Here is a 14,998-nt window from a genome sequence, read left to right on the forward strand (position 1 = left end):
ATAAAGCGTAGTTTTTTCCAAGCGGCGGATTTGCCGTAGAGTGGATTGCACGCAGGTACGCCCGGCCCTTTCGCGGGCATGGCGAAACAACCCGATGGCCTATACGGCAGGAGAAAAACCGTGAGCGAACAACCATCATCCGGGCGCTGGCAGTTGCAGAGCATCGTAACCGGCCTGCGCGGCGCGCGTGAGCAGTGGCGCACCCGCAATGGCCGCAGCAGCGGCGAGCAGGGTGGCCGCGAGCTGCCGTCGCGCGAGGCGATGCGGCAGATTCTCGAGCAACTCTGTGGTGCGCTGTTCCCTATGCGCCTGGGCCCGGTCGACCTGCGCGAAGAAAGTGAAGATTTCTACGTGGGCCACACCCTCGATGCTGCCCTGACCGCCTTGCTGGCCCAGGCCCGCCTGGAGCTGCGTTACGCCGCCCGGCAAAGCAAGGCCGAACTGGCCGGTGTGGATGCTCACGCGCTGGGCCTGGTACAGGATTTCGCGGCAGCCTTGCCAGCGCTGCGGGTGTTGCTCGACACCGATGTGCTGGCTGCCTACCACGGCGACCCGGCGGCCCGTAGCGTCGATGAGGTACTGCTGTGCTACCCGGGCATCCTGGCGATCATCCACCACCGCCTGGCGCACCATCTGTACCGGGCAGGCCTGCCACTGCTGGCGCGCATCAGTTCGGAACTGGCGCATTCAGCCACTGGTATCGACATTCACCCTGGCGCGCAGATCGGGCCGAGTTTTTTCATCGACCACGGTACGGGGGTGGTCATCGGCGAAACTGCGATCATCGGCGAGCGCGTGCGTATCTACCAGGCTGTGACTCTTGGCGCCAAGCGTTTCCCAAGCGACGAGTCGGGCACCTTGCACAAAGGCCTGCCACGCCACCCAATCGTCGAAGACGATGTGGTGATCTATGCCGGCGCCACGGTGCTGGGGCGCATCACCATCGGTAAAGGCTCGACCATTGGCGGCAACGTGTGGCTGACCCGCAGTGTGCCAGCCGACAGCAATATCACCCAGGCCAACTTGCAGCTGGATTGCCAGGACAAGCATTGACCTGAAATTTGCCTGGCGTGCACCGGCACTTTTCAAGGGGAAACGGGCTCCTACAAGGACCGCACAGCGAGCGACCGATGTGCGCGCCAGGCTCGGATTCCCCCCCGAAAAGGCCGGGCCAGAAGCGCGCCAGTCGGCGCCCCAATTCGCATTGAACACCGATCCATGTTTAACTTGAACGCTTGTTCAATGAAAAACGCTGGTCCGCTGCCGGTGTTCAACAGGAGGATTCCTTTGCTGAACCCGTTCATTCCGAACCTCACGTCTTTTGACGAGGTGCCTACCCCATGAGTGCACCGACCCCATCCCTTTCCACTAGCAAGATCCGCATGAACCCGCCGGTGTTCTACTTTGCGGCAAGCTTCATCCTTATCTTCGGCCTGGTGGTCATCTCCAACCCGCAAACCGCAGGCGACTGGTTGCTGGCGGCGCAGAACTGGGCGGCCAATACGGTCGGCTGGTACTACATGTTGGCAATGACCCTGTACCTGGTTTTCGTGGTGGTCACCGCCTTGTCCGGCTACGGCAAGATCAAGCTCGGTGCCGACCACGACGAGCCCGAGTTCAGTTACCTGTCATGGGCCGGCATGCTGTTTGCGGCTGGCATCAGCATTACGTTGTTCTTCTTCTGTGTGTCGGAACCGCTGACCCATATGCTGCAGCCGCCCCAAGGCGAAGCAGGCACTGCCGAGGCCGGGCGCCAGGCCATGCAGATCCTGTTCCTGCACTGGGGGTTGCATGGTTGGGGCGTGTTCGCCTTCGTCGGCATGGCGCTGGCGTATTTCGCCTATCGCCATAACCTGCCGTTGGCGTTGCGTTCGGCGCTGTACCCGCTGATCGGCAAGCGCATCAACGGGCCGATCGGTTATGCGGTGGACGGCTTCGGCATCATCGCCACAGTGTTCGGCCTGGGCGCCGACATGGGCTTTGGCGTGCTGCACCTGAATGCTGGCCTTGATTACCTGTTCGGCATCAGCCACAGCCAGTGGGTGCAGGTGATCCTCATCACCTTGATGATGGGCGCGGCAGTGGCCGTAGCCGTTGCCGGGGTAGAGAAGGGCGTGCGGGTAATGAGCGACATCAACCTGTTCCTGGCCTGCGCATTGCTGCTGTTCGTGCTGTTCGCCGGGCCTACTCAGCACCTGTTCAACACCCTCATCCAGAACCTTGGCGATTACCTGGGCGCCTTGCCGCGCAAGAGTTTCGACGTGTATGCCTACGGTGAGAACCGCGACTGGCTGGGTGGCTGGACAGTGTTCTACTGGGCCTGGTGGATTGCCTGGGCGCCGTTCGTGGGCTTGTTCATTGCGCGCATTTCCCGCGGCCGTACCATCCGCGAGTTCGTCTTTGGCGTGCTGCTGATTCCGCTGGGCTTCACCCTGGCGTGGATGTCGATCTTCGGCAACAGTGCCCTGGACCAGGTCATCAACCATGGCATGACCGCGCTGGGCCAGTCGGCTTTGGACAACCCCTCCATGAGCCTGTACCTGCTGCTGGAAACCTACCCCTGGAGCAAGGTGGTGATCGCCACCACGGTGTTCATCAGTTTCGTGTTCTTCGTCACCTCGGCCGACTCTGGCACCGTGGTGCTGTCGACCTTGTCGGCCACCGGTGGGGATGCCGATGAGGACGGGCCGAACTGGCTGCGCATTTTCTGGGGCGCGATGACCGCGCTGGTCACCAGTGCGCTGCTGTTCGCGGGCAGCATCGATTCGCTGAAGTCGGCGGTGGTACTGACCTCGCTGCCCTTCTCGTTGATCTTGCTGTGCATGATGTGGGGGTTGCACAAGGCCTTCTATCTGGAGTCGCAACGGCAGATCGCGCAAATGCACTCGCTGGCACCGTTCGCCCAGTCACGCCGCGGCCGTGGCGGCTGGCGTCAACGTTTGAGCCAGGCGGTGCACTTCCCGTCGCGTGACGAGGTGTACCGCTTCATGGACGATGTGGTGCGCCCGGCGATTGCCGATGTGCGTGAGGTGTTCGAGCAAAAAGGCCTGGTGCTGATTACCCAGGATGACCCAAGCCACGACAACGTCAGCCTGAAAGTGGGGCATGGTGAAGAACAGCCGTTCATTTACCAGGTGCAGATGCGTGGCTACTTCACGCCATCGTTCGCCCTGGGTGGGCTGGGCACGCAGGAGTTGAAGAACCGCCGCTACTACCGGGCGGAGGTGTACCTGAGCGAAGGCAGCCAGAACTACGACCTGGTTGGCTACAGCAAGGAGCAGATCATCAACGACATCCTCGACCAGTACGAGCGGCACATGCAGTTCCTGCATCTGGTCCGCTGACCAGGCGTTCCTGCTCTGGCCTCTTCGCGGGCACGCCCGCTCCCACAGGTACATCACAGGTTTCGAAACCGGTGCCGGACCTGTGGGGTCAGGCGTTCCTGTTCTGGCCTCTTCGCGGGCACGCCCGCTCCCACAGGTACATCACAGGTTTCGAAACCGGTGCCGGACCTGTGGGGTCAGGCGTTCCTGTTCTGGCCTTTTCGCGGGCACGCCCGCTCCCACAGGTACATCACCGGTTTCGAAACCGGTGCCGGACCTGTGGGAGCGGGCTTGCCCGCGAAGAGGCCGGCACAGGCAACAACTAAAAGGGCACATCCCCGAGGATCGTCGCCCGATGCATCACCCGCCGATTGGGCCGGTAGTCATCCACGGCAAAATGCTGGGTCACGCGGTTGTCCCAGAACGCCACGTCATTCTCCTGCCAGCGCCAGCGAATGCTGAACTCCGGCCGTGTGGCATGGGCGAACAGCAGCTTCAGCAACGCCTCGCTCTCCAGCTCGTTCAGCTCATTGATGCGCGTGGTAAACCCCTCATTGACGAACAACGCCTTGCGCCCGCTCACCGGATGCGTACGCACCACCGGGTGCGACAAAGGCGGGTTGTTGCGCCGCGTGGCTTCCCAGCGCGCCAGGTCTTCAGCGGTGGTGCCAAAGCGTTCCAGCGGGAACGACTTGGTGAAGTCGTGAGTGGCGGTCAGCCCGTCGAGCATGCCCCGCAGCGGCGCCGACAAGGCTTCAAAGGCAGCGATGCCGCTGGCCCACAAGGTATCGCCACCGTAGGCCGGCAACTGCTTGGCACTGAGCACCGCACCCAGTGCCGGGGTTGGCAGGAAGGTCACGTCGGTGTGCCACACGGCGTTGTCGCGTACATCAGTGACCGCCGTGTCGAGCACCAGCACCTGCGGGGTGTCCGGCACGTTGGGGTAGATCGGGTGAATGTGAAGGTCGCCGAAGCGGGCGGCAAAGCGCGCCTGTTGTTCCGGGTTGATCGGCTGGTGGCGGAAGAACAGCACCTGGTGTTGCAGCAGCGCCTGTTCAATGGCGTCGCGTTGTGCTGCGGTGATGTCGCGGCTGATGTCCACGCCGCTGATCTGGGCGCCGAGCGCCGGGCTGAGGGGAGTGATGGTCAGGCTCATGTCAGTCTCTTCAAACAGGCGCCAGTGTGCTGGCGTGGACAATGGGGTTCAGTGGCTTTGCCCGTGCCAGGGCACCAGCTTGCGTTGCAGGGCGCGCAGGCTCATTTCCAGTGCGAAGGCGATCAAGGCGATCAGCAGGATGCCCAGCACTACGACGTCGGTAACCAGAAACTGCGCCGCCGACTGCACCATGAAGCCCAGGCCACTGGTGGCGGCAATCAGCTCGGCGGCTACCAGCGTCGACCAGCCAACCCCCAGGCCGATGCGGATCCCGGTGAGGATGTCGGGTAGCGCGCTCGGCAGGATCACGTGCCGGATCAGCTGAGCCTTGCTTGCGCCCAGCGACTGCGCTGCACGCAACTTGGCCGGGTCGACGGTACGTACACCGGTGGCGGTGGCAATGGCGATCGGCGCAAAGATCGCCAGGAAGATCAGCAACACCTTCGACAGCTCGCCGATGCCGCACCAGATGACAATCAGGGGCAGGTAGGCCAGCGGCGGGATCGGCCGGTAGAACTCGATCAGCGGGTCGAGGATGCCACGTGCGACGCGGTTGTAGCCGATGGCAATGCCCACTGGGATGGCCGTCAGCGTGGCGGCCAGCAGGGCCACGCCAATGCGCCCCAGGCTGGCGCCCAAGTGCTGCCACAGGCTGGCATCCATGTAACCCTGGGTCAGCAAGATCCAGCCCTTGGCCAGAATGTCGCCGGGCGAGGGCAGGAACAGCGGCTCGACCCAGCCGGCGGCAGTCACCAGCCACCACGCCAGCAAAAGGCTGGCGAGGGTCAGGGTGCTGATCCAGCGGGTGGAACGTGGCTGGCGCAGCTTGATGGCTGGCCTGGGTTGGGCGTTGTGTTTGCCGGTTACCGGCAGGTCCAGGCTGCTCATGCGCGCTCCGGCAGGCTTTGGCGTTGGGAAAACACCCGCGCCAGTACGTGCTCGCGGGTTTCGATGAAGGCCGGGTCGGACTTGATCGCCCGGGCCGATTCGCCAGCGGCATAACGCTGGCCGAAGTCCAGTTGCAGGCGTTCCATCACGCGCCCCGGGTTGGGCGCCAGCAGTACCAGTTCGCTGGCCAGGAATACCGCTTCTTCGATGTCGTGGGTAATCAGGAACACCGGCTTGGCGGTGCGCTGCCATACCTGCAGCAGCAACGCCTGCATCTGCTCGCGGGTGAAGGCATCGAGGGCGCCGAACGGTTCGTCCATCAATAGCACCCGTGGGTCGGCTGCCAGCGCCCGGGCCAGGCCCACGCGTTGCTTCTGGCCGCCGGACAACTGCCAGATGCGCCGCTCGCCGAAGCCGGCGAGGTCGACCAGGGCCAGCATCTCGCGGGCTTTGGCTTCACGCTCGGCGCGCGGTACGCCGGCCAGCTCCAGGCCGAATGCGACGTTGCCCAGCACGTTCTGCCAGGGCAGCAGCGCGTCGTCCTGGAACACTACACCGCGCTCGGCACCAGGCCCTTGCACCGGTACACCGTCGAGAATGATGCGGCCGCCACTGGGGGTAACGAAGCCGGCGATCAGGTTGAGCAGCGAGGTTTTGCCGCTGCCGGATGGCCCCAGGGCCACCAGCAGTTGGCGCGGCCCCAGGCTCAGGTTGATGTCGGCCAGCACCGGGGTGGCGGCACCGGGGTACTGTGCGCTGATGCGCTCCAGTTCGAGCAAGGCCATGGCGGGCTCCGGTTCAGTTTGGAAGGAACTTGGCGCTGACGTACGGCGAGTAGTCCGGCAGTACGGCGTCAACCTTGCCTTGCTGCTTGAGGAAATTGGCCGTGTCGGTCAGTGCCTGAGTGGTGGGTGCGCCCAGTGCGCTAGCCTGGTCGGCGGCCAGTGGGTAGACGTTGCCCTGCAGCAGCACCGGAATGTCGCTGGCCTTGGCGCCGGACAGCTCCACCAGTTTGTCTATGTTGCCCTTGTCAGCCAGCCAGGCTTGCGGGTCTTTGCGGTATTCGGCGTAGGCATCGAGGGTGACCTTGGCGAAAGCCTTGACCACGTCGGGGTGCTTCTCGGCGAAGTCCTTGCGCACGATCCAGGCATCGAAGGTGGGTGCGCCTTTTGCGGCCAGCTCGCCCGAGGTGATCAGCACCTTGCCGTGTTCCTTGGCCACGCCCAGGGCCGGGTCCCAGACGTAGGTGGCGTCGATGTCGCCGCGTTTCCAGGCGGCAATGATCGCAGGTGGCGCGAGGTTGAGTATCTGCACCTTGGAGGGATCGATGTTCCAGTTCTTCAGGGCTGCCAGCAAGCTGTAGTGGCCAGTTGAAACGAATGGCACGGCGACTTTTTTGCCGACCAGGTCTTGCGGCGTCTTGATGCTGTCGCGGGCGACCAGTGCCTCGCCAGCGCCAATCTGCGTTGCGATCAGAAACGTCTCGACCGGCAGCTTGCGGGTGGCGGCGGCGGCCAGCGGGCTGGAGCCCAGGTAGCCGATCTGCACGTCACCGCTGGCTACTGCGGTGATCACATCGGCGCCATTATCGAACTTGCGCCAGTCAATGCTGGCCTTGCTGGCTTTTTCGTAGTCGCCATCTACCTGCGCCACCTTGGCGGGGTCGACGGTGGTCTGGTAGGCGACGGTCAGGTCGGCCGCCTGGGCCAGCCAGCTGGCGCTGGCGAGGGTCAGGGCGGCGAACAGGCGCAGCGGGGCATGCGGGATCATGGTGAACCTCTCGTCAGGCAAACTGGGGTATGGCGAGAAGGCTAAATGATCTAAGAAATTTAAAATAAATAACTTTTTTACATTAGCTTAGGAGGTAAAGCTGTAGGAGCGGCCTTGCGTCGCGATGGGGCGCGAAGCGGCCCTGACGATGGCTGCTGCGACGCTGAGCGTTTAGGGCCCCTTCGCGCCCCATCGCGACACAAGGCCGCTCCTACAAAGCCTGCGAAGGGTCATAACCTGGGTCAATAGCGAAATCAGATGAGCCTGCCAGGCTTCTCCGTCCCTATAGAACGTTAAGGAATTAGATTATTAGCAAACGTTTGCAAATAGCCAAAAGCTATTAGAACCTGCACAGCTACAACGATTGGTTGCAAAGGTTCGTTACATATTCCCTAAAAATCTTAGAAATTCACAAAACGGTCATTTTGGATTTATAGGATTGTCATTATCCTGTAGCGCAGGTGGCGCCTTAGACCAAAGTCGAGAAACGTTTAGAAACGTTTGACTTACCAGTCACACTTTGGGACTAAATCGCCCATCCACGGTGAGCGGGGCACAAGACCCTGCCGCCAGAGATACACAAAAATTAGAACGTAGAGGAGCACAACATGTACAAGTCCAGCCTGGCCGTGGCCGTGGCACTGGGGGTTTTCGCCCAAACAGCAGGCGCTGCCGGTTTCGTGGAAGACAGCAAACTGTCCCTCAGCTCACGCACCATGTATTACGACAACGATAACCGTGATGCCCATGCAAGCAGCTCCACTAACTTCAAGCGTCCAGATCAGCGTGAAACTGGCCAGGGTTTCAAGCTCGACTATATCTCAGGCTTCACCGAGGGTACCGTTGGCTTTGGTGTTGACGCCCAGGCCCTATGGGGTATCCACCTGGATGGCGGCCGCGGCTATCACAAAAGTGGCTTCATGCCAGACGCCAGCAATGGCTCGTCGGTTAATCAGTGGGCCCGCGTTGGCGCTAACGCCAAGGCGCGTTTTTCTAAGACCGAAGCCCATTTTGGTAGCGCTCTGGCGCCGAACCTGCCGATCTTAGTCGCGAACGATGGCCGTGTGCTGCCGCAAACCTTCGAGGGTGGCACTATCCAGTCGAAGGAAATCGACAACCTGACCATCAACGCCGGTCAGCTGACTCACGCCATGGGCCGTGCGTCGAGCAACCGTACTGGCCTGTCGGTCGCTGGCGCCACTGCCGACAGCAACAAGTTCCGCTACGGCGGCCTGGACTACAAGCTCACTCCAGACCTGACCCTGCAGTACTACTACTCGAACCTGGAAGACTTCTACAAGCAGCACTTCCTGGGCGCCACGCACGTCTTCAAGATCGCCGACGACCAGTCGTTCAAAACCGACCTGCGCTACTTCGACAGCAGCAGCGACGGCAACAACGGTCACGGCGGCGGCTACAACTTCAGCAACAACGGTGGTTACGCCAAGAACACTGGCAAGGTCGACAACAAGACCTGGTCGGCCATGTTCACTTACACCCTTGGTGGCCACGCGCTGATGCTCGGTCGTCAGCAAGTCAGCGATGACGGCGGTTTCGTCTGGCTGAACCAGGGCAACGTGGTTGACGGTAACGGTCGCCCTGAAGGCGCTGGCGGTGCCAGTTTCTACCTGTTCACCGACAGCATGATCAACCAGTTCGCCCGTGCCGGTGAGAACACCAACTTCGGTCAGTACTCGTATGACTTCGCCTCGCTGGGCGTTCCGGGCCTGAAGGCTTCGGTTTCCTACCTGCGCGGTGACGACATTCGCTACAAGAGCGGCCACGGCACCTACAACGAATGGGAACGTGACGCCCGCGTCGACTACACCATTCAGCAAGGTACCCTCAAAGGCCTGGGCTTCAGCCTGCGCCAGGGTGTGTACCGTGGTGGCAGCAGCGAAGCCAGCGCCGACCAGGACCAGACTCGCTTCATCGTGAACTACACTTACAGCTTCCTGTAAGTCGTAGCGAAACCCAAGAGCCTCGCCTAGTGCGAGGCTTTTTTGTGTCTGCAGGTTTGTATGTCAAAAAGTTATGAATAAATCATTATTTATTCTTTTTGTTTTTATCCAGTTGCAGGCATAGTCAATTCACACGCTGACCACCACCCAGCCCAGGAGCCGCAGCCTATGAGCCTAAAACTTGGCGATATCGCCCCCGATTTCGAACAGGATTCCAGTGAAGGCAAGATCCGTTTCCATGAGTGGCTGGGTAACAGCTGGGGGGTGCTGTTCTCCCACCCGGCTGACTTCACCCCGGTATGCACCACTGAGCTGGGCCTGACTGCCAAGCTCAAGGACGAATTCGCCAAACGCGGAGTCAAGGCCATTGCCTTGTCGGTCGAACCGGTCGATTCGCACCACAAATGGATCGCCGACATCAACGAAACCCAGCACACCGTGGTCAATTTCCCGATCATCGCCGACGCTGACCGCAAGGTTTCAGACCTTTACGACCTGATCCATCCGAACGCCAGCGACACCCTGACCGTGCGCTCGCTGTTCGTGATCGACCCGAACAAGAAGGTGCGGCTGACCATCACCTACCCGGCCAGTACCGGGCGCAATTTTAATGAAATTCTGCGGGTGATCGACTCGCTGCAGCTCACTGACAACCACAAGGTGGCCACGCCAGGTAACTGGCAAGACGGCGACGACGTGGTGATCGTGCCTTCGCTCAAGGACGAAGAAGAGATCAAGCAACGCTTCCCCAAAGGGTACCGGGCCGTCAAACCCTACCTGCGCCTGACCCCCCAGCCCAATCGTTAACGCATTCCTCGTTGCATCGCTCTTAGCCACACAGGGATTTTCGGGCCGTTTCGACGGCCCTTTTTTAGCTGCAAGCTGCAAGCTGCAAGCTGCAAGCTGCAAGCTGCAAGCAAAAGCAAAAGCAAAAGCAAAAGCAAAAGCAAAAGCAGGTCAGCTTGCGGCTTGTAACTTGAAGCTTTAAACCAAAATGGAATAAACAAATAAAAAAATATGATTTCTAGATATATAAACTGACTGCTAATGTCACCCCCAACAGAACACAAGGAAGCGCTGCAATGTTGGTCGTCTCAATCGGTGGTAGCCCAAGTCCACGTTCACGCTCCGGCGTGCTGCTGGAGCGTTCGCGTCAGTGGCTGCAGCATCGCGGCGTCGAAGTGGTGACGTTCCAGGTACGTGACTTCCCCGCCGAAGACCTGCTGCATGCCCGTTTCGACAGCCCGCAGGTACAGCACTTCCAGCAACTGGTGGCCCAGGCCGATGGCCTGATCGTCGCCACACCGGTGTACAAGGCATCGTTTGCCGGGGCTCTGAAAACCTTGCTCGACCTGCTGCCCGAGCGCGCTTTGGCACACAAGATCGTGTTGCCGATAGCCACCGGCGGCAGCATCGCCCACATGCTGGCGGTGGATTACGCACTCAAGCCCGTGCTGTCTGCACTCAAGGCGCAAGAGACCCTGCAAGGGATCTTCGCTGACGACAGCCAAGTCGCTTACGCAGAGGGCAGCAAGCCCGCGCAACTGCTACCCGCGCTGGAAGAACGCCTGCAGGACTCGCTGGAAACCTTCCACGCTGCCCTGGCCCGTCGGCCGCGCCCCGTGGCCCCCGGCGTACTGAACGAACGCCTGCTCAGTGCTCGCTGGAGCATCTGACCCGGTTTTATCCGCTTTACCACCTTACTCGCCCGTCAACGAGGCAAGCAGGTGCAACCCGAACCCTATCGCACAGGAGAGCGCCATGCGCACAGTCTTCTTGCGTCGCGGTCTGGTCGCCCTGTTCGCGGCGGCTGTGTCCTTCGGCGCCATTCCCCAAGCCCAGGCCGAGAGCCTGCGTATCGGTTATCAGAAATACGGCACCCTGGTGCTGCTCAAGGCCAAGGGCACGCTGGAGAAGCGCCTGGCCGAGCAGGGCGTACAGGTGCAGTGGACCGAGTTTCCCGGCGGCCCGCAGCTGCTTGAAGGGCTAAACGTCGGCTCGATCGATTTCGGCGTCACCGGTGAAACACCACCGGTATTCGCCCAGGCAGCCGGCGCCGACCTGCTCTATGTGGCCTACGAACCGCCCGCGCCGCACAGCGAAGCGATTCTCGTGCCCAAGGGTTCGCCGGTACAGTCGGTGAAGGACCTCAAAGGCATGAAAGTCGCCCTCAACAAAGGCTCCAATGTGCACTACCTGCTGGTGCGTGCACTGCAAGACGCAGGCCTTCAGTACAGCGACATCCAGCCGGTTTACCTGCCGCCGGCCGACGCCCGAGCAGCCTTCGAGCGCGGCAGTGTCGACGCCTGGGTGATCTGGGACCCGTACCAGGCCGCCGCCGAGCAACAGCTGCAGGCGCGCACCCTGCGTGACGGCAAGGGCCTGGTCGACAACCATCAGTTCTATCTCGCTACCCGCAACTACGCGACCGAGCACCCAGCGGTGATCAACACCGTTATCGAGCAAGTGCGCGCCGTGGGCGAGTGGTCGCAGGCCAACCCGCAGGAAGTCACCGCCCAGGTGGCGCCGCTGCTCGGCTTGCCTGCCGACATCACCCTGACCTCGGTCAAACGCCAAGGCTACGGCGCCGCGCCCCTGACCCCGCAGGTAGTGGCGGCGCAGCAGAAGATCGCCGACACCTTCCAGGCGCTCAAGCTGATACCCAAGCCGTTGAGCATCAAGGATGTGATCTGGACACCCCCGGCCAAGGTCGCTAGCGCGCCTTGAATGATGCGCCACTCCGGGGCACCGCCCCGGCTCGTGCGCCCCTTGAGGAGACAACTCCAATGAGTCTGAACATTTTCTGGTTCCTGCCCACCCACGGTGACGGCAAGTACCTGGGCACTGCCGATGGCGCCCGCGCGGTCGACCACGGTTACCTGCAACAGATCGCGCAAGCTGCCGACCGGCTTGGTTTTGGTGGGGTATTGATCCCGACCGGGCGCTCCTGCGAGGACTCCTGGCTGGTCGCGGCCTCGCTGATCCCCGTGACCCAGCGCCTGAAGTTTCTGGTGGCCCTGCGCCCCGGCATCATCTCGCCAACCGTGGCTGCTCGGCAGGCAGCCACCCTTGATCGCCTGTCCAGCGGCCGGGCGCTGTTCAACCTGGTCACCGGCGGCGACCCGGACGAGCTGGCCGGTGACGGCCTGCACCTGAACCACCAGCAGCGCTATGAGGCGTCGGTCGAGTTCACCCGTATCTGGCGCAAGGTGCTGGAAGGCGAAAACGTCGATTATGACGGCAAGCACATCCAGGTGAAGGGCGCCAAGCTGCTCTATCCGCCGATTCAGCAGCCCCGCCCGCCGCTGTATTTCGGCGGTTCTTCAGAAGCTGCCCAAGACCTGGCGGCTGAACAGGTCGAGTTGTACCTGACGTGGGGTGAGCCACCGGCAGCCGTGGCCGAGAAAATCGCCCAAGTGCGCAAAAAGGCCGCTGCTCAAGGCCGCGAAGTACGTTTCGGTATCCGCCTGCACGTGATCGTGCGCGAAACCAACGAAGAAGCCTGGGCCGCCGCCGACCGCCTGATTTCGCACCTGGACGATGACACCATTGCCCGTGCGCAGGCCTCGCTGGCGCGCTTCGACTCGGTGGGCCAGCAGCGCATGGCCGCCCTGCACGGCGGTAACCGCGACAACCTGGAAGTCAGCCCCAACCTGTGGGCGGGTGTTGGCCTGGTGCGTGGCGGTGCGGGTACCGCGCTGGTAGGCGATGGCCCGACCGTGGCCGCGCGGGTCAAAGAATACGCCGAGCTGGGCATCGATACCTTCATCTTCTCCGGCTACCCGCACCTGGAAGAGTCGTACCGAGTGGCCGAGCTGCTGTTCCCGCACATTGACGTGAACCGCCCGGAACAACCCAAGACGGGTGGCTACGTGAGCCCGTTCGGCGAGATGGTAGCCAACGACATCCTGCCCAAGTCTGTCGCGCAGAGCTGAGGGCCAGGCCATGAGTCGTGCAACTTCCAACAACCTTGCCCAGCGGCTGGCACCCTGGGCGCTGCCGGTGCTGCTGCTGGCCGCCTGGCAGCTGGCGGTCAGTGCTGGCTGGCTGTCGACGCGCATCTTGCCGGCGCCTAGCGCCGTGGTCAGTGCTGGCGTCGAGCTGGTGCGCAGCGGTGACATCTGGACCCACCTGGCCATCAGTGGCTGGCGTGCCGGGCTGGGCTTCGTCATCGGCGGCAGCATCGGCCTGGTGCTGGGCTTCATCACGGGCCTTTCGAACTGGGGCGAGCGCCTGCTCGACAGCTCGGTGCAGATGATACGCAACGTGCCGCACCTGGCGCTGATCCCGCTGGTGATCCTGTGGTTTGGTATCGATGAGTCGGCGAAGATCTTCCTGGTCGCGCTGGGCACGTTGTTCCCGATCTACCTGAACACCTACCACGGCATTCGCAACGTGGACCCGGCGCTGGTGGAAATGGCCCGCAGTTATGGGCTGTCCGGCTTCAGCCTATTCCGCCAGGTGATCCTGCCGGGGGCGCTACCGTCGATCCTGGTAGGCGTGCGCTTTGCCCTGGGCTTCATGTGGCTGACCCTGATCGTTGCCGAAACCATCTCGGCCAACGCCGGCATCGGCTACCTGGCCATGAACGCCCGTGAATTCCTGCAGACCGACGTGGTGGTGCTGGCTATCGTTTTGTACGCCGTGCTCGGCAAGCTCGCCGACCTCGCCGCCCGTGGCCTGGAGCGTGTGTGCTTGCGCTGGCACCCAGCCTACCAAGTGGCGAACAAGGAGGGCGCATGACCGTGCTCAAGGAACAGCCGCCACGCCTGCTGCGTGGCATCCCGCTGGCCGCCAACGGCGTTCGCAAGGCCTTTGGCCAGCGCGAAGTATTGAAAGGTATCGACCTGCACATTCCGGCCGGCCAGTTCGTGGCCATTGTTGGCCGCAGCGGCTGCGGCAAGAGCACCTTGCTGCGTTTGCTGGCCGGGCTCGACCAGCCCACTGCCGGGCAGTTGCTGGCCGGTGCCGCGCCGCTGGACGAAGCGCGCGAAGAAACCCGCCTGATGTTCCAGGACGCACGCCTGCTGCCTTGGAAGAAGGTGATCGACAACGTGGGCCTGGGCCTGCCTGGCGACTGGCGCTCGCGAGCGCTGGATGCCCTGGAGGCGGTTGGCCTGGCCGACCGCGCCAATGAGTGGCCGGCAGCGCTCTCGGGTGGCCAGAAGCAGCGTGTGGCGCTGGCCCGGGCGCTGATCCACCAGCCGCGCCTGCTATTGCTGGACGAGCCGTTGGGCGCGCTGGATGCCCTGACCCGTATCGAGATGCAGCAACTGATCGAACGCCTGTGGCGTCAGCACGGGTTCACCGTGCTGCTGGTTACCCACGATGTCAGCGAGGCGGTTGCCGTGGCTGACCGGGTGATCCTGATCGAAGACGGCGAGGTCGGGCTCGACCTCACTGTCGACCTGGCACGGCCTCGGGCGCGTGGCTCGCACCGCCTGGCTGCGCTGGAAAGCGAAGTGCTCAACCGTGTGCTGTCGGCCCCGGGCGCTGCGCCCGAGCCAGATCCTGTAGCCCCCCTGCCCACGCAATTGCGTTGGGCGCACTGAACCCCAGAAGCCAAAAGGAAGCCAATCATGACTATCAAAGCCATCAACGTTCGCAACCAGTTCAAAGGCACTGTGAAAGAAATCCTCGAAGGGCCGGTACTGTCGGAAATCGACGTGCAGACGGCTTCGGGCATCGTCACTTCGGTGATCACTACCCGCTCCGTGCGGGAGCTGGAGCTGCAGGTGGGCAGTGAAGTGATTGCCTTTGTGAAGTCGACGGAAGTGTCTATTGCCAAGCTGTAATGGGGCTGCTTTGCATCCCTTCGCGGGTATCGCTCCTACATTAGTCCGCAAACGCAGGCCAATGTAGGAGCGGGTTTACCCGCGAAGGGCCGCAGCGCGGCCCCA

14 protein-coding genes are annotated in these 14,998 nt (G+C 62.3%); 10 read left to right on the forward strand and 4 right to left on the reverse strand.

What is annotated here, in order from left to right:
- The first annotated feature begins 78 nt into the window (after positions 1 to 78).
- Together epsC and betT are read left to right on the forward strand one after the other, a co-directional pair.
- Complete coding sequence (gene epsC, locus GEV39_RS01005; RefSeq protein WP_392484425.1) at positions 79 to 1,053, forward strand: serine O-acetyltransferase EpsC; 975 nt, start codon at positions 79 to 81, stop codon at positions 1,051 to 1,053.
- Between the two features lie 287 nt (positions 1,054 to 1,340).
- Positions 1,341 to 3,344 carry a choline transporter BetT gene (betT, locus tag GEV39_RS01010; RefSeq protein WP_009682232.1) on the forward strand — a complete coding sequence of 668 codons (2,004 nt, stop codon included), beginning with the start codon at positions 1,341 to 1,343 and terminating at the stop codon, positions 3,342 to 3,344.
- Positions 3,345 to 3,645: 301 nt separating this feature from the next.
- On the opposite strand, the gene tauD is transcribed toward betT, so the two are convergent.
- From tauD to tauA, 4 genes are read right to left on the reverse strand one after another with little or no spacing between them, the layout of a single operon-like run.
- The gene (gene tauD / locus GEV39_RS01015) at positions 3,646 to 4,479 is read right to left on the reverse strand and encodes a taurine dioxygenase (RefSeq protein WP_173887241.1); all 834 of its coding nucleotides are present in this window, start codon (positions 4,477 to 4,479) and stop codon (positions 3,646 to 3,648) included.
- A 48-nt stretch (positions 4,480 to 4,527) separates the two neighbouring features.
- A complete protein-coding gene (gene tauC / locus GEV39_RS01020; RefSeq protein WP_173887242.1) occupies positions 4,528 to 5,367 on the reverse strand; it encodes a taurine ABC transporter permease TauC in 840 nt (279 codons plus the stop codon).
- Positions 5,364 to 6,152, reverse strand: coding sequence for a taurine ABC transporter ATP-binding subunit (tauB, locus tag GEV39_RS01025; RefSeq protein ID WP_173887244.1), 789 nt, complete (start codon positions 6,150 to 6,152; stop codon positions 5,364 to 5,366). Before tauB ends, tauC begins: the two co-directional genes overlap by 4 nt.
- 13 nt (positions 6,153 to 6,165) lie before the next feature.
- Positions 6,166 to 7,137, reverse strand: a complete 972-nt coding sequence (gene tauA, locus GEV39_RS01030) for a taurine ABC transporter substrate-binding protein (protein ID WP_173887246.1) — start codon at positions 7,135 to 7,137, stop codon at positions 6,166 to 6,168.
- A 608-nt stretch (positions 7,138 to 7,745) separates the two neighbouring features.
- On the opposite strand from tauA, the gene GEV39_RS01035 reads away from it, so the two are divergent.
- The 8 genes from GEV39_RS01035 (at position 7,746) to GEV39_RS01070 (ending at position 14,893) form a co-directional block, all read left to right on the forward strand.
- Positions 7,746 to 9,098, forward strand: coding sequence for an OprD family porin (locus GEV39_RS01035; protein WP_029884768.1), 1,353 nt, complete (start codon positions 7,746 to 7,748; stop codon positions 9,096 to 9,098).
- A 168-nt stretch (positions 9,099 to 9,266) separates the two neighbouring features.
- The gene (locus GEV39_RS01040; RefSeq protein WP_173887247.1) at positions 9,267 to 9,905 is read left to right on the forward strand and encodes a peroxiredoxin; all 639 of its coding nucleotides are present in this window, start codon (positions 9,267 to 9,269) and stop codon (positions 9,903 to 9,905) included.
- Between the two features lie 275 nt (positions 9,906 to 10,180).
- Positions 10,181 to 10,774 carry an NADPH-dependent FMN reductase gene (gene ssuE / locus GEV39_RS01045; protein WP_173887249.1) on the forward strand — a complete coding sequence of 198 codons (594 nt, stop codon included), beginning with the start codon at positions 10,181 to 10,183 and terminating at the stop codon, positions 10,772 to 10,774.
- A gap of 85 nt (positions 10,775 to 10,859) precedes the next feature.
- Positions 10,860 to 11,825 carry a sulfonate ABC transporter substrate-binding protein gene (locus GEV39_RS01050; protein ID WP_173887251.1) on the forward strand — a complete coding sequence of 322 codons (966 nt, stop codon included), beginning with the start codon at positions 10,860 to 10,862 and terminating at the stop codon, positions 11,823 to 11,825.
- A 59-nt stretch (positions 11,826 to 11,884) separates the two neighbouring features.
- Positions 11,885 to 13,033 carry an FMNH2-dependent alkanesulfonate monooxygenase gene (ssuD, locus tag GEV39_RS01055; RefSeq protein ID WP_173887253.1) on the forward strand — a complete coding sequence of 383 codons (1,149 nt, stop codon included), beginning with the start codon at positions 11,885 to 11,887 and terminating at the stop codon, positions 13,031 to 13,033.
- A 10-nt stretch (positions 13,034 to 13,043) separates the two neighbouring features.
- Positions 13,044 to 13,841: an aliphatic sulfonate ABC transporter permease SsuC gene (gene ssuC / locus GEV39_RS01060; RefSeq protein ID WP_173887254.1), complete on the forward strand. Its 798-nt coding sequence runs from the start codon at positions 13,044 to 13,046 to the stop codon at positions 13,839 to 13,841.
- Positions 13,838 to 14,650: an aliphatic sulfonates ABC transporter ATP-binding protein gene (gene ssuB, locus GEV39_RS01065; protein ID WP_173887256.1), complete on the forward strand. Its 813-nt coding sequence runs from the start codon at positions 13,838 to 13,840 to the stop codon at positions 14,648 to 14,650. The genes ssuC and ssuB overlap by 4 nt, the downstream gene beginning before the upstream one ends.
- Before the next feature lie 27 nt (positions 14,651 to 14,677).
- Positions 14,678 to 14,893, forward strand: coding sequence for a TOBE domain-containing protein (locus tag GEV39_RS01070; protein WP_003255829.1), 216 nt, complete (start codon positions 14,678 to 14,680; stop codon positions 14,891 to 14,893).
- Positions 14,894 to 14,998 lie beyond the last annotated feature (105 nt).

The organism is Pseudomonas sp. NY5710 (assembly GCF_013305665.1).
Taxonomy (GTDB): Bacteria; Pseudomonadota; Gammaproteobacteria; order Pseudomonadales; family Pseudomonadaceae; genus Aquipseudomonas; species Aquipseudomonas juntendi.